The organism is Undibacterium sp. SXout20W (assembly GCF_049340285.1).
Classification (GTDB): Bacteria; Pseudomonadota; Gammaproteobacteria; order Burkholderiales; family Burkholderiaceae_D; genus Undibacterium.
In genome coordinates this window covers 31335-46744 of sequence record NZ_JBMPPH010000035.1, presented here as the reverse complement: position 1 = coordinate 46744, position 15410 = coordinate 31335, and the positions used below count along the sequence as shown (strand labels likewise).

The 15410-nt window shown below is 45.3% G+C and carries 13 protein-coding genes; 9 read left to right on the top strand and 4 right to left on the bottom strand.

Translation table 11 applies throughout. The features are described 5' to 3' along the window. Positions 1-411: 411 nt before the first annotated feature. From ACO0K1_RS15540 to ACO0K1_RS15525, 4 genes are all read right to left on the bottom strand, one after another. On the bottom strand, positions 412-966 hold the full coding sequence (locus ACO0K1_RS15540; RefSeq protein WP_423027318.1) for a hypothetical protein: 555 nt from the start codon (positions 964-966) through the stop codon (positions 412-414). Between the two features lie 199 nt (positions 967-1165). Continuing rightward, positions 1166-2638 carry an aminoacyl-histidine dipeptidase gene (locus ACO0K1_RS15535; RefSeq protein ID WP_423027316.1) on the bottom strand — a complete coding sequence of 491 codons (1473 nt, stop codon included), beginning with the start codon at positions 2636-2638 and terminating at the stop codon, positions 1166-1168. A gap of 418 nt (positions 2639-3056) precedes the next feature. Next, positions 3057-4097: a rhomboid family intramembrane serine protease gene (locus ACO0K1_RS15530; RefSeq protein ID WP_423027314.1), complete on the bottom strand. Its 1041-nt coding sequence runs from the start codon at positions 4095-4097 to the stop codon at positions 3057-3059. 192 nt (positions 4098-4289) lie between these two features. After that, complete coding sequence (locus ACO0K1_RS15525; RefSeq protein ID WP_423027312.1) at positions 4290-5789, bottom strand: hypothetical protein; 1500 nt, start codon at positions 5787-5789, stop codon at positions 4290-4292. 433 nt (positions 5790-6222) lie between these two features. Between ACO0K1_RS15525 and ACO0K1_RS15520 the strand changes: the two genes are divergently transcribed. The 9 genes from ACO0K1_RS15520 (at position 6223) to ACO0K1_RS15480 (ending at position 15382) form a co-directional block, all read left to right on the top strand. After that, on the top strand, positions 6223-7107 hold the full coding sequence (locus tag ACO0K1_RS15520; protein WP_423027310.1) for a TonB family protein: 885 nt from the start codon (positions 6223-6225) through the stop codon (positions 7105-7107). Between the two features lie 582 nt (positions 7108-7689). Beyond that, positions 7690-7959 carry a pilus assembly protein gene (locus tag ACO0K1_RS15515; RefSeq protein WP_423027308.1) on the top strand — a complete coding sequence of 90 codons (270 nt, stop codon included), beginning with the start codon at positions 7690-7692 and terminating at the stop codon, positions 7957-7959. Positions 7960-7991: 32 nt separating this feature from the next. Further along, positions 7992-9425 (top strand): pilus assembly protein TadG-related protein, encoded by a 1434-nt coding sequence (locus tag ACO0K1_RS15510; protein ID WP_423027306.1) that lies wholly within the window; start codon positions 7992-7994, stop codon positions 9423-9425. Next, entirely contained in the window at positions 9422-10315 is an 894-nt protein-coding gene (locus ACO0K1_RS15505) for a hypothetical protein (protein ID WP_423027304.1), read from the top strand. The genes ACO0K1_RS15510 and ACO0K1_RS15505 overlap by 4 nt, the downstream gene beginning before the upstream one ends. Continuing rightward, positions 10315-11175 carry a hypothetical protein gene (locus ACO0K1_RS15500; RefSeq protein ID WP_423027302.1) on the top strand — a complete coding sequence of 287 codons (861 nt, stop codon included), beginning with the start codon at positions 10315-10317 and terminating at the stop codon, positions 11173-11175. Before ACO0K1_RS15505 ends, ACO0K1_RS15500 begins: the two co-directional genes overlap by 1 nt. A gap of 170 nt (positions 11176-11345) precedes the next feature. Next, positions 11346-11939, top strand: a complete 594-nt coding sequence (locus ACO0K1_RS15495; RefSeq protein ID WP_423027300.1) for a hypothetical protein — start codon at positions 11346-11348, stop codon at positions 11937-11939. Beyond that, entirely contained in the window at positions 11936-12175 is a 240-nt protein-coding gene (locus ACO0K1_RS15490) for a hypothetical protein (RefSeq protein WP_423027298.1), read from the top strand. Before ACO0K1_RS15495 ends, ACO0K1_RS15490 begins: the two co-directional genes overlap by 4 nt. A gap of 23 nt (positions 12176-12198) precedes the next feature. Beyond that, on the top strand, positions 12199-13098 hold the full coding sequence (gene cpaB, locus ACO0K1_RS15485) for a Flp pilus assembly protein CpaB (protein WP_423027296.1): 900 nt from the start codon (positions 12199-12201) through the stop codon (positions 13096-13098). Positions 13099-13231: 133 nt separating this feature from the next. Beyond that, positions 13232-15382, top strand: coding sequence for a pilus assembly protein N-terminal domain-containing protein (locus tag ACO0K1_RS15480; RefSeq protein WP_423027294.1), 2151 nt, complete (start codon positions 13232-13234; stop codon positions 15380-15382). The last annotated feature ends 28 nt before the right edge of the window (positions 15383-15410 follow it).

The following is a 15410-nucleotide window of genomic DNA, read 5'->3' as shown; positions in this document are numbered from 1 at the left end:
TTGGGTGAGATGTGTGTAGTTCATTATGCAATTTCGACTGGCCGGTCAAAAAGGCACAAATGCTATCGCATCTTGCCCTCATTAACCGGTACCGTTCATAAATTGCACTTCATCCTAGAATTCGCCTAATTTAAAAATAATCTAAAAAAAATTTAGAAATCATCCAAATCGTTTTGAAGTATCTCCGAGTGATTATTCTTTGTCAATTATTTTTAAAACAATGAATTCATCGAGTGGCGCCGTCGGAACACTGCGAGAACTTTGTCGGAGAATTGTGGAAGAGGGGCGGTGTAACAACCATCACTAAATCCTACCGCCGATTGAGCAGGATGCAAAGTGATGGTGTAGAAGATGATGTTCAGACGACTATTTGGGCAATAAAATGATCGGCAGGACTACAAGGTTACCGACTTAGTCAGGACGCCTGAATTCATTTTCTATCCAACGCAAGGCGTTTTGGCGGTTGAGTTTGAAGTTCGGCGTGACTTTGACTTTTGCAATCAATTCTCCTGTCGCGTCTTCGGCGCTTAAATAGGCATACGGGTCATCTTCGTCGGGCACGATCGTTAGCAGGATTTTATAGTCAGCGTCGTCAGTACTCACCATCAGACTTTTATTGAGTTGTGCATGTAATTGCTGCTCATGGCGGCGAATCACCTCTGAGGCTGTTTTCACCAAGGTGTTAAACGCATTGGTATCAAGCGGTTTAGGATTTTTCTTATCGCGTCCCATTGTCCATGGACCGACGAGTGCTGGCTCTGGCTCGCCGTCTTTTAACATAGCGACTGCCCAGCCTTCATCGTCGTCATTTTTAATCACACGTGCTGTCCAACCTTTATCGTGCCATAGACGTGGTTCACGAACGGCGGTGTTTTCTGTTTCCTGCGCTTCTTCAAACGCGGGGTTGTCATTGCAACTGAGTTGTTCTGTTGCTATGTTGTTATTGTTTGGGGTGATTTGCGACAAAACAATTCCTGATGAGGTAAATACAGACGACATCCTACACCTTACACGCCTGGGATGGCGAACTAGTAAAGGCATTAATAACGGCATTAATAACGGCATTAATAACGGCACTAATAACGGCACTAATAACGGTGCTAAAAATATAAACGGGAACCATCGCTGATCCCCGTGTATATTTTTTGACTCATTGAGGTCAGGTTTAAGCTGCTTTTGCAGGAATCCGTTCAAGTACCGCCAATAACAACGTCCAGTATTGACCTACAGTCGTGATATTCACCATCTCATCCGGTCCATGCGGGAAGCGGATTGTCGGGCCAATTGATACCATATCCAGATGTGGATAATGCTTTTTAAACAGGCCACATTCCAGCCCAGCATGAATCACCATGATCTCAGGTTCTTTGTGATAGATGCTTTCATAAGTTGCTTTGACAATCGCCATGACGGGTGACGTGGTGTCTGGTTTCCAGCCTGGATAGCAGCCGGAGAACGTGATCGTCGCACCTGCCAGATCACTTAATGATTGCAATGTACTTTCGATATTTTCGCGGCCACTATCGATCAATGAGCGGATCAGACATAACACACTGACGCTGTCTGCTCTTGTCGTGATCACACCGACATTTAATGAGCTTTCAGTCACGCCGGCAATGTCGTCACTCATACGCATCACGCCGTTTGGGCAAGCATTGAGCAAATTGATGAGTTGTTTTTGAGATCCACTTTGCATCGTTTGCGAAGGCGCTGACGCGTTGCTCAATGTTAGCTTGAGTGCTGGTTCCGTCGCGGCCAATTCAGCTTGCAAAATTGCTTGATATTGCGCAATGCGCTGTGTGAGCAAAGCTACTTTGTCCGCCGGTAGAGTGAAGCTGCATTGGGCTTCACGTGGAATTGCATTGCGTAAAGAACCGCCTTTGAATTCACTCAAAGCCATACTTAATTCAATCACATGACCCGCTAAAAAACGGGCAATCAATTTATTCGCGTTACCGCGACCCAGATGAATATTCACACCCGAGTGACCACCTTTTAAACCTGAAATACTGAGCGTAAAAGCTTGTTGCTGTTGATCTGCTACTTGCCATTGCACTGGCACCGTGATTTCAGCATCAACACCGCCCGCGCAACCCATGTAAATTTCGCCTTCTTGTTCTGAATCTGTATTGATCAGAATTTCAGCATCCAACATACCTGCCTGCAAACCAAAAGCACCCGTCATGCCCGCTTCTTCGTCGACCGTTAATAAGACTTCGAGTGGCCCATGTTTGATGTCATCGGCGCCCAGAATTGCCAGCGCGGACGCCATGCCAATGCCATTGTCAGAGCCTAACGTCGTGCCTGTCGCCTTAACCCATTCACCATCGATCCACGGCAGTATTGGATCTGTCACAAAGTCATGCACCTTATCGGCATTCTTTTGTGGAACCATGTCCAAATGCGCTTGAATGACCACTGTTTTGCGATCTTCCATGCCTGGGCTGGCTGGCTTGCGGATGATCAGATTACCAACATGATCAACCACAACAGCAAGATTCCGGCTTTTTGCCCATTGTTGAATGAATTCACTCAGGGCCGCTTCGTGGCCTGAAGGATGAGGGATCGCGCAAATTTGTTCAAACCATTGCCACAAAGGGCGCGGAAAAAGTTGATTGATTTCTGTTGCAGTTGTCATTTTTATCTGTGTTTAAAGCGGTATTTAAGTCTGGTCAAGCCAATGCAAATATATCTGCGGCCAAGGTCGTCAAGTTTAACATAGCCTGATTGAGCATAGCCTCATTGAGCATCGCCTGATCGGCAGATAGAACCAAGCATCTTTGCATCAACTGAAATGAAAAACGGGTGGGAATATCGGAATTATTTGTTAAAAAATTGAAAAAATAATATTCACAATCGTTATTGCATCATCGTCTTGAATGCAAAACGCCCTGAATGCCGCGTATTTACTTGACATCTAATCGGGGCTTAACTCGCCGTGGTAAAGATAAAGATGGGAGAAATCAAAAATTAAAATTCAAAATTCAAAAATTAAAATTTCTTACAGGTTCTCATTTCTTAATTTCTCAATTTCTTAATTCCAAATTTTACCTCGCTCAATCTTTCATCTGCGCCTTAATCAATGCAACGACATTGTCAAAAACTTTGCTGATGCTATCGTGCGATCCGCTCGTTAGCCATTGCGCCACCGTAATGAGCTGCCAAAGGCGTTGCGGCGTTTGCGGTGTTAATAAAACGAAAGTTCTTTGTGAACGATCTGCCAATGTCGCCCATTCCATCGCCGTTACCTGAACCAACGCATCGCCAAAAGTCACTTCTAAGGCTTGCATTTCTTCCGCTTTCAGTTTGCTGCCATGGGCTTGCAGTACGATCGCATCAATAATCTTCAGCTTGCCTTCGACACTGTCATACTTCTGCCGTGCTTCTGGTTGATAACGTTCGCGTGCCCATTGCCTCAATGATTCAAGCTGCATCATGTCGGCAGTGGAGAGATATTGCAGGCTTTGTTTTTTCGGTAACTGCACTTCGGTGAACAAGGTCTTTTGGGTCGGGTCATTCGTCGAATTGCTAAAAATATGACTTAAATAAGCCCAGCTAACACCAACAATAAGACCCGTCGTGTGCGCCCAGTTTGCGATCGGACCTAGCAATCCCGTCCAGCATAAAACAAACCAGCCTAGCATCATAACGATCGTATCTTTGCGTAGATCATCTGCAAATGTCGCGTCGTAGCGACCACGTATCCAGATGAATCCAAACATGCCGTAAAGGGCGCCCGACATGCCGCCAAAGTAAGGTGGATTTGTAAAAAAATACTGGGCAAGATTCGAAAGAATACCGACGCTCAATACAAAAACAAGATAAAAGCCGGCACCTTTTTTGTTCTCGATTAACCTTCCTAAGTCCCATACCCACATCAAATTGAAAACCAAATGCATGATGCCGAAATGAATAAACATCGGCGTCACCAACCGCCATAGCTGGCCATGCATCACATCACTAAGTCCCATGCTACCCGGGCTGGCAATAAAAAATGGCGAGAGTGAATCTATCGATGCCCCCAATCGTGATAGCGCGGCGATAGCGAGACAAATGATGATAATGGCAATGGAAACGATTGAATAGCGTTGCTTCATGGCGTGCTTTCAGATGACAAAGACAGAGAGTGACGATGTGTCGGATGTTTGGAATCAGTGATGGCGCAAAAAATTGCAAGAGAGCGACGACAAGCTTGCTCTTGGTTACAAGCTTGTCGTTAATAGGGAAGTGGTTAATTGAAAAAGCTAAGATGCTTTTGCAAGGTATCCACTTACGATCATCCCTAGCCCTTATCGGCCAGGCAAGCCAAACGGAACGGTCAAAGCCACATTCGCTACATTCGAGTTAAATTCACCTTTTAAAGAGTGAATACGACCCACGCCAAGACGCAATGCTAAGTGCTTGTTCAGCGCAAAATTCGCATACGGAATCGCCTGAACGACAGCACCACCTTGCGTAGATACACCGCCGCCGCCTGCCGCACCAATCAAGCCTTCAATACCAAATGAAATGCTATGGGCGATTTCTGGTGAACGCACGCCCAGGCCAACCAAACCGATAGAGAAACCACCCGCATTACCACCAAAGGCGCTGTGTGCTTGTGCTGATAAATAGACAGAATCAGTAATATCACGATTCATCACAAAACCCATCGTTTCCAGATTTTGCTGTGCGCCGGAATAACGTTTTACTTTCAGGTAATCGGCAACATCCACTGCCCATTCTGAATTGGTAATTGTGCGTAACTCTTTGCTAGAGGAGGAACTATTTGCGCTATCGAGTTTCAAGCCCACTTGCAGCATTTCGTAACGGGTTTTGAAATTACCATTCAGTGAGTCTGCCATACCAACTTGCAGACCGACAAAGACCTGCTTGGTGACTTGCCATTGAGTATAAACGCCGCCCTTAATCAGCGCGCCACCCCCCACATTGATCTTGCCGCCACCGCCGGTACCAACGGCTGCTAGTGCACCCACTTTAAATTGATCAGAGACCACAGGATATTCAACGCCCAGAGCGCCTAACACTTCTGCATAACCGTCGGAGCTACCATGGGCAAATGCGCCGCTTTCCAGACCCCAGAAAACATGCTCATTTAAAAATTGATCCGCACGGAAACCCGCATAACCAATATTGCCTGGTGCCGAACCATCAAGTCTTACCGTACCAGACCGAGGCGTGTAGCTGCCCAGATTGAGTAAAACGCGATCAAAACCCAGCCCGCCACGCCCTGTGCTTAATAAAGAATGACCTCCCAAACCCGGCTGTGTGAAGGCGAAGTCTTCATCAAAACTAGCAACCAATCCAATCTGGTTGCTATTCACATGCCCACTTGGAAAACGTACTTCAGAGACCGACAAACCAAATGCAGAACCTTTGGTATGCCACATTAAATCTACGTGTGGGCGCACCATCAAACCGCCACCAACACCAGCACTACCGCCGCCACCGCCACCGACGTACAGCCCAGGTTCAAGCGTCAGCCCGGAGGTGATCGGTTTGCGCCATGTCGCCTCAACACCACCCACAAACAAACCACCGCGATTACCCGTGATAGAACCATACACCCCAGGCCCCACAAAAATCTCCGGACTGACTTCGAGAAGATAACTGCCACCCAATAGTCCCATGCGTTCGTCACCCGGCATTTTGACGGATTCCACACCGAATTTAACGATAGACGGCAAGACCTCTTGCGCATTGTTCAGCGTGGAATTGGGCGCTGTCTGAGCCATTGCAAACAAAGGCGCCAGAGCCAGGCCTAATAAAGATAAAGTGATTTTTGCCATACTGACTTTCTAATAAAAATTCAAATTTGGGGTAGCAAGATGCGATTTCTGGTGGTCGGCTTCATTGCAGCTGCGCAAGCATTTTCTATCAGACAAAGCACATAATTTGCACAAGATGCGCACTACCATTGTCTAAATAAAACTACATCAACTTCCTAGATATCAAGGTTACCGTAGTTACGCCAATTATTGCAACGCAATATCACCCCAAAGCCACGTATTCCGTAGCGCTGTCATGCGCAAGTCATGCATACGCAACGTTTTGCGCTGTTCTCATGTAATTGCAAAAAAATCAAAAACTTGCCCTCAGAGAAAGATAAAAAGATGTTAATTTATTTATCTTAAGTTATTATATATTTGCTTTTAAATAACACTAATAACATTAATAACACTAATAACATAAATAACATCGATGATTTTAATCGCATCATTGATGACACTAATCATATTGCTGCCAATGAAAAATAGTCTCATGCAAAATCTGACCAATCATCTGACAATGCGCCTCAACGAAGGTCAGACAATGCGTCGTACCGCTCTGTGCCGTTTATCCCAGTCCAACACCAAGCTACTTTTGCGTGCTTTATTCAACACTGTCGTGAGCTTGACCATCATCCAAAGCGCCGCACTCTCAGCCATCGCACAGGAGCCGCCAAGCCCGCGCATCACAACGAGCCCAATTACTGCTGCTTCTGCGGCATCTGCAGCTTCGTCAAATACCTTGGACACTCCAGCAACCAACATTGCATCCGATCAACCCAAAAAAAATGACGTAACGTTTGATATCTCTAAAACCTGTGCCGTCCCAAGTTACCCCAAAATAGGAACGCGATATGGCTTACACGGCGACACCATATTGAAACTAAAAATAGACAATGCCGGCAAAATCGATTCGTTTGAATTGCTCAGAAGCAGCGGCTGGAAAGCCCTGGACATGCTCGTCATGCAAGCAATCGTCGGCTGTCAGGTCATCCCCGCCGGGAACTGGATACCGAGCGAACGTTTGATACGCTACAAATGGGTGATTGATCCGGGCCAGGTCAGCACAGGTATAGTCGACGCCAATAGCTGCAAACCTTCAGAAAAATTGCGTGTCGCCAATGCCAAAGAATATGGCCTGGGCATCGTCATAGGCGTCTACATTTCCCCTCAAGGAAAAGTCGTCGACGCCAAAGTACAGTGGGGCAGCGACAACGAAGAACTCGATCAAGAAGCTCTACGCATCGCTAAATCTTGCGAATTTACCCCTGCTGAAAACGGTGGAAAGCGAATTGGTAATGCGGAATCGATACGGTTTTTGTTAAAGAATGATCGTTAGTACTGAGAGTAATTTATGGAGTCGCGTTTTAACAGACCCTATTTATTTTCAGTCTCGCGATTATTCTTGAAGAAATAAGCACTCAAAGGAATTACTTTTGTGTGATTACTTAATGCTGATACAAATTACTTCTCTTTTACCTTTCTCATTTCTTCAAGATAAAGTTGCTACTGCTGATTATGGTCTCGCTAGATTGAAAGCAAAAATAAAGTTCTGAGCTTTGTAGGCCTAAACCATTTTTTGCGCTCAAAATTATTTGGTTTCTATTTTACGGGACATGATTGCTTGCCTGAAATTCATCTAAGTTTTGACAAAAGTAAAGTCTCCTAGTTATGTCTCTCTTTTGTTTTGGCGGTATTTGCCTACCATTTCTTTTGATTAAGCGCCAAAGAAACCGGGATCTAAAGCTGGATAACTTTTCTTAGAAACGATAAAAATAACAGACACCTTGTAAGAGCTGTAAGCGTATGTAAAGCAATATTGACGCATAAAGATATAAAACGTTACATTGTGAATTAATTGGTTAATCGCTAATTAATTCGAAAAATTCAATGAATACGATTTATCTTTTGAGGAAAATTTATGTGCGCGTCAACATCGAAATTTAAGCAACTAGGACAGGGAATGACGGAATACATCATCATCGTCGCTTTGATCGCAGTTGCGGCAATTGCTGTGTACCAGTTCTTTGGTCAAACAATTCGAAGTCAGATGTCCGGTATTGCGGAAGAAGTGTCCGGTAAATCTGCAGCTACGGCGACAACAAACGCACAATCTGCTGCTGACAATGCTGTCGGCGAAGGTACCAAGAAAAAAGGTCTGAACGACTACAAGAACGATAATTCCCGTTAATCCTTTTTATTCGTATCCTCACCAACTCTAATATGCAAATTACCAGCCGCTTGCGTGGCTGGCCTGCAGTTAAATCAAAAAAAGCGCAGCAAGGACAGGCTCTCATCTATGGACTTTTTGTCTTGATGGGCGGGCTTGCTGCGCTTTTTTTCTTGTTTAATACAGGCCAGTTGTCAGCCGAGAAGACGAAGCTAGTGAATACTGCTGATGCAGTCGCTTACAGCGCAGGCGTGATGAATGCGCGCGCTTTGAACTTTCAGGCCTATACAAATCGAGCCATGCTTGCCAATACGGTGGCGATTGCTCAATTAGTCAGTTTATCGTCATGGATACGGTATGAGAATAACTTGGCAGCATTTGGTTCAAGTACCTTAAATCCCAAATTTCTACCTTTCTATCCATCTTATTATGGCGCCGTCTATGGCAGTTACGTGAGTTTTCCATTGGTTCAGACTGGTTCTCTGGCAGCGTTGGAGGTTGCTTCTGATGAAGTGAATAAGGCGTTGCAGTCTGCGCAAAGCATGATTTACGCCGGACTGCCAGTCGCACGCGCAAAAGTGATGCGGCAAGTTGTTGATGCCAACTATCAAAATGATGGCAGTGTGGCCCTGGATTTAATTCCTTTGACTCCGGTTGACTTTCTTGCCTTCTCTCGCCGATACACTGGGGATGAGCGTAAGCGCTTTAAGGAAGTTGCCTTGAAGTCTGCAAATTTTGATTCATTCGTACCTAAGCGTACTTGGACTTTGATCGGGGCTTATGGTGATTGTAATCCTTTCAGGCTGGATATTTTAACTAGAAGGGGTGGAACCGAATTACTCGATTTCGATGAATGGAAAGCGATAGATTCTTTGTCTGAACATCGATGGGTTCCGTCAGATTTGCTTGACATCTCTTGTAGCCAAAATATAGAAATACCAGACGCCTGGGGCGGGCAGTCCGGTTCGAACGGTATTCCCACTTTAGTCGACGCAGATACCTCCCATTACGATAATTCCGCGGTAGTGAACTTTGGTTCGACGGCATCTGCATTCGCCACCAGCGGCGCCTGGAAGTATTCAGGTATCCCATCATTTTATGACCTCTCAGACACTGAAATGACTGATACCAAGGAGAAAAATGATCCACGACTCAAATTTGCGATTCGACTACGTAGACCAATAAATCAGACAAAGACCTCTGAGGGGAGTTCAGAAATAAAGCAATCGTCAAGCCCTTCCCATAAGTTGGGACTTAACGATTATCACGCCACTCCGGCGGGTGGCTCAGAGATGGTTGCTGTAGGCGCATCGGAAGTGTACTTTCAGCGCCCGCCAACCCAAGACCGCCAAAATATTTACGGAAAGAGCATAGGAAAGCCAAGCGAGATTGGTAGCTTGTTTAATCCATATTGGCAGGTACACCTCATCGGTTCACCTGACTCAATTCAAAAAGCGCAGTTATTACAAGGAGTGGTTTCGCCGTGAAAAAAATCAATCTCTTCCAATCTTTGATATTCAGTCTATTCATTGGTTTCTGTTATACCGCAACGGCTGGTCAAGAAAACCCTGAGCAAAAAGCAGGTAATCGTATTGTCCAGCATGTCCATTTGAATGGAATAGGTGGTCACAATGAATTTCAACGCACCAATATGCGCGAGCAATATGAGGCATGCGCACGTGACAATGACTATGCAGGGCTTCCTGTTCTTCCTTTACCAAACGGAGACGTGCCAAAAATTATCTCCCCTGAAAGTGTCGATATTGATTACGGCGTCAACGTGACAATGACAAAATTTGAAGGAGAATTGTATTACCTTGATCAAAGTGACTGCGGAATTCGTAGCATCCCCCACAAATATGCCCTGCTATTTTCTGCAGTTGGTGAGTGCAAGATCGATTATCTTAAGTACACAGCAAAAGGACAATGCGATGTAAGCCGACATCTTAATGCCGGCAGGCTGCTCACCCCCGACGAATTGGTCGCACAATCGTTTGCGCGTCTAACGCCGCAACAGCGTGCCGTGGTTGAAAATGCCTTGCAAAATCAAACGGCGGTTGCTCATAACGGTCACGTACCAGTATCACCGATTGTCGCCGGGGAACTAAAGCGGATCGCTGGCCTGCTGTGCCAAAGTTATGCCATGGCATCGATAGCCTCAAAAAATTGTGTGGCCAATCCAGCTGGAATTAGCTCGATTCCCGTTTCATCTTTGAATTTAGAAAAAGCTGGTTTGCTACTTGAGTCGACGATACCTGCTCAAACCTTAATTGCTGACAGCGTGAGGTTAAACCAAGTTGCTTCAGCAAACCTATTTTCAATTCCAGTAGGGTTTACTGTAGAAGAAATAGTGATTCCGAATGGGAGCGGGCAATAATGGGCACGACCTCAACATTGACTTCCCACGTTAAATCAATCTACCGACCTGCACCTAAGCAAGCGCAGCGTGGACAAGCGCTTGTCGAATTTTTTGTTGCCGCAATTGCGATCATTCCCCTGTTTTTACTTATTCCCCTTATTGGAAAATATCAGGACATATCGCATGCCACAACAATGGCCGGGCGCTATGCAGCATTTGATGCAACTAACCGGAATGATGTGCAAGGTGGCTGGAAACCACCAGCGCAACTGGCCGACGAAGTACGTCGTCGCTTCTTTAGTAACACGGATGCCGCCATCAAGACCAATGATACCGCCGGAAACTTTAAGGCTAACCAGAATTTACTATGGGTTGATCAGCAAAATCATCCATTGATTGCCAATTTTGGAAAAGACATTAATTTGAGTTTTGGTAATGAAAAAACGAGCGCTCATACGTCAAAGGATTTTTCTTCTGCGAGTGATGGTGCTCCATTTATTACCACAATCGATTTCCCATCGCGACTGCAAGTGGTTCCTCATGGTATTTATCGAGCCAATGTGAGCGTTACGATCGCTAATATTGAACCACTTTCCGGTCCATTGAATACCTATAAAGAATTTGAAAAAATCAATCTGGTGATGAATCGTGGTACCAGCCTGGTGATTGACCCATGGTCGGCGAGTAGCATAGCGCAAGCCGAGCAACGATTTTCTGGACATAACCTGCTATTTCCAGCTGGGAGTCTGAAATATATCGCCAGTCTGGTCAATCTCAATGTGCAGGCAGTAGATTTGCTCGGTGGAATACAAGGTCCACAGCTAGGACAACTTGACTTCTGGCGCGACGTTGTTCCGGAAGATAGGTTAAAGCAATGAAGCGATTTTCCTTTGCTGTACGTAGCACAATAACTTCTTGCAGATATCTTCTGTCGCGAACGCTTTTTTTGCTTTACGTGATCTTATCGGACTCAGCTTTTAGCACAGAACTATCGTGGCCAAACGTCGCTTTACCAGATGATATACAAGCCTTTAGCACGGGTGAAAACGTGAGCTTCAATGGCATTCCAGTTCGCCTTCAGGGTTTTGTTTCTAATCGTCCTCCAGATCAGTTGGCGCAATGGTTCCATCAAAAAATGGGTGAGCCATTGATGGATGACCGTATTGGAAATAAGCGTGTTCTCGGACGTTTGCAGGACGACGCCTACATCACCATTGAGATCGAGGCTCAAGCAAAAGGCAGTCGCGGGCTAGTTGCGGTGACGTTGATGTCTGAGATTCCAAAAAATCAAAAGAAGAACGAAGAACTCAATCAGTACTGGCTTAGCAAAATGCCTCCTGGCTCGCGACTACTTCAACAAGTTTTATCTCAGGACGGAAAACGCTATTCCGTGCATCTGACTTTCAGCAATACCTATAGCGCGGGAGTGAACCGTGATGCTGTCTTGCGCGCGTTGAAAAATGAAGCCTATGAATTGGAGGACGGCCCCGCAACAAAAAGCGCGTCAGTTAATTCAGGTTCCCAGCAAGCTCTGTACTTCAATGGGAAAAATAAGCAAGCCATAGCATTAGTAAAACGCGTTGAGACTGGCTCCAGCATCGTCGTATTGAATCTGATCACCAGTTTGGAGCAAATTAAATGAAGAACATGCTGAATTCCCCAATGAATTCCCCAATGAATGCACGAATGCTGCAAACAATACTTCGTCTTCAAACGGAAGGCGGTCAATCATCGGTTGAATACGCAATCGTGTGCGCCGCATTTGCCTTCGCGCTTGGCGTCGGTTTAGTCGATGACAGCAGTGTGTTATGGCAGTTGATTAGTGCTTTTAAGCTTGCGTATCAAAAGTTTAGCTTCGCACTTTCGTTGCCTACGTAATTTTTTAGAAAAATGGTTGAGTTATGAAAATTCAGATATTAAAGAAAATTAAACCAAATAAAACCTGGTTGGTACTTGGTCTGGCGATATTTATTGGCTTGCTGGCTGCTTTGGCTGCGCGCGGCTATTTGAAGAATCAATTGCAAGAAATAGAAGAGCGTAAAAAAGGTCAAACAATTAATCTGGTCGTCGCTAAGTCTGACATTAAAAAAGGGAGCAAACTCAGCAGCGAAAATTTGGCGGTACGTCCAATTCCGGTTGAGTACGCTCAATCTTATGTACTTCGCCCTGATGAGTTTTCGCAAATAGACGGTCAGACCATTGCCTACGATATCAAAAACGGCGAAATGATCAGTTGGAGTTTATTAGAGAGCAAAAAGCCGCCTATTTTTTCCACCAGAGTAACTGCGGGACACCGCGCAATGACTGTACCCGTTGACGAAGTAAATTCTATTTCTGGAATGTTAGAGCCTGGTGATTCGATTGACTTAATTGTCACGGTAACTCAGAAAGAAAAAAAATTAATTTTCCCGTTATTGCAAAACGCACAGATCATGGCAACCGGGCAGCGAAATATCGATGATCCACAAGGCATCAAAAAAGAGTATTCAACCGTGACTTTGAATGTGACTGAGCAGGAAGCGCAGTATCTGATTGGCGCTCGCGAAAGCGGAAAAATCACGGCATTGTTACGCAACCCGCAAGACAAACGTACCGCTATTGACCCTAACTTTGATATCGGCGCGGCATTAGGTCTCAAATCAGGCCTGGACATAAGTTCTCAAGATGGTCTGCGGAAGATTCCTGTAATCTATAGCGCCAAAGAAATCACACCAGAGACCGCACATTTGAATACCCTCGGTCAAAACCGATCAGCCAATTCAATATCGAATAATTTTGCCGGCCGCACAATCAGCCCATAAATCCGGACGAAAGGAACGAACGCTGTTTCATCGTCGATTGGTTATGAAAAAAGATAAAAGAGAAAAAATAATTATGAAAATAGGTAATAAAATAAATTTGCATATCTTGTCATTTTCTTTTGCAGGAATAAGTTTGATCTCGCTTTCGAATGTTAGCGCGCAAGAAAGTGCAGCAGCAAACGCAAGTAAATCAAGCACTGTCTCAGGATCACCTATACCAGCAGGTGTTGCAGAATCAAGTTTAGGTACTGATGCGGTTAATCGTGCTGCTTTGAATGGCTATGGCCAAATGCTTAAGCCGATAATTAAGCCACCTAAAAATAATCCGCCCTATGCACCAATACAAAAAACACCAGATGACGGACAAATCCCGGAAATAGAAATGTTTGTCGGAGAATCTCGCGTCTTTCCTACGCCAAACATAGCAAGGTTAGCGGTTGGTAATGGACAAATTATGACGGCTGCGGCGCTCGATGATAAAGAAGTCATCATGTTTGCAAATGGCGTCGGGACTTCTTCACTATTTGTTTGGAGTTTGGATGGCCGCTATCAGCGTATTAAAGTCAATATCGTTGCTGGTGACACGACACGGATTGCGCGTGAAATAGCTGCATTCTTAGCAGGAATCCCCGGTGCAACTTCGAATATTGTCGGGGATAACATCATTGTCCAAGGAAATGCATTATCTAACGAAGATAGAGAAAAGATAAATTTGCTCGCTAAGCGCTATCCACAGATCGTCAACTTCACCAGCGCCATAGGCTGGGAAAAAATGGTCATGATGGATGTGAAGGTCGTCGAATTTCCAAAAAGCGAATTAAAAGAAATGGGCCTGAAATGGTCTGCTATGGGCGGTGCAGTGATCGGTGCAGTCTGGTCGCCCTTTCGCTTCGGCAATAACGTTGGACAGTATTCGGCAAACATCCAAGCGGGGGCGGGCGGGCTACCTTTGGTGAATAGTGATGGATCGACGAACGGAGTGAAGTTGCATTCGGCGCCAAATATAGGCGCAGGTATCAATTTGGGTATCGGTGCACAACTCAATCTATTGGAGCAGGACGGCAAGGCAACTGTGTTGGCCGAACCTCAATTGTCGACGCGTAGTGGATTTCATGCGAGTTTCCTTGCTGGCGGAGAATTTCCGTATTCAGTGTCGACGATTAATGGTGTAACAATCTTATTTAAACCATATGGAATCAAACTCGATGTTGAGCCTCAAGTTGGTCAAAATGGCGTTATACGTTCGATTGTCGATACCGAAGTCAGTTCTATTGATACCTCGATCACAACAGCAGGCGGTCCAGCCTTATTGACACGTAAAACACGCACGGAATTTAATGTTCGCTCTGGTGAGACTATGGTTCTGTCCGGGCTCTTACAAAGAACAACCAGCAACGATATTGATAGCGTCCCTGGTTTGGGGAATATTCCGATATTGGGTGCTTTGTTTCGTTCTAAACGGTTTCAAAACAAAGAAACCGAGTTGGTCATTTTTGTTACGTCGACAGTCGTCGACAGTCAGTCAGCGGGCTTGCAAGACCGCGTTGAAAAAACAACACAACGCTTAACGCAGAATTTAGGCAAAGCACCTTATTTGTCTAATCCACTTCAACCTGAAAAAGAAGCAGCACTTTTCAATCAAAAAAGCGATTCTGAGTTTCTAAGTCGTGAACGTAGTAGTTCATCAATTACCACGCCGCCATCGGATTCAGAAAAGCCAGATACATCTACGGGAATGCCTAAAAACGCGTTTGGGACTGATCTCAGGGTCATCAGGGATGGTTCTGTCTTACGTAGTGAACCTCGCGCAGATGCTGTCTCCTTGTTAGTGTTAGGAATCAACGGTGTCGTTCAATTAGGCGCCGCACCGGTTGATATAAATTCTTCTCAAATCTGGCGTCATGTAGCGATTGGTGGCTTGGAAGGGTGGATGCTTGCCAGCGATCTGGAACCGCACGCATTGAATCAGAGCGGAGATCGTTCGGCTGTCAGCAAACTCGCACAAACGGAACGCTCAGCAAAACTTTTATCGTTACCCGTGTACGAAAAAAAGCACAGCACCGCTCCAGATTCGGCAACGAGTCAGCCAAAAAAGTTCCGCGTACAACTCAATAATCTGGCGTTGAGAGTGATGCCAGATATTAATTCGATTGCCGTTAAGCAATTGAGTGAGGGCCAAATCGTTCAAGCGCAAAGTATGGCGGCTGAAGGTAGTTGGCGTTATGTAGAGGTGGATGGATTACAGGGTTGGGTGGCTGCTCAATGGTTAAAGCCAATGCCTTAAATGAACAATAGTAACCATGCATAGTTAG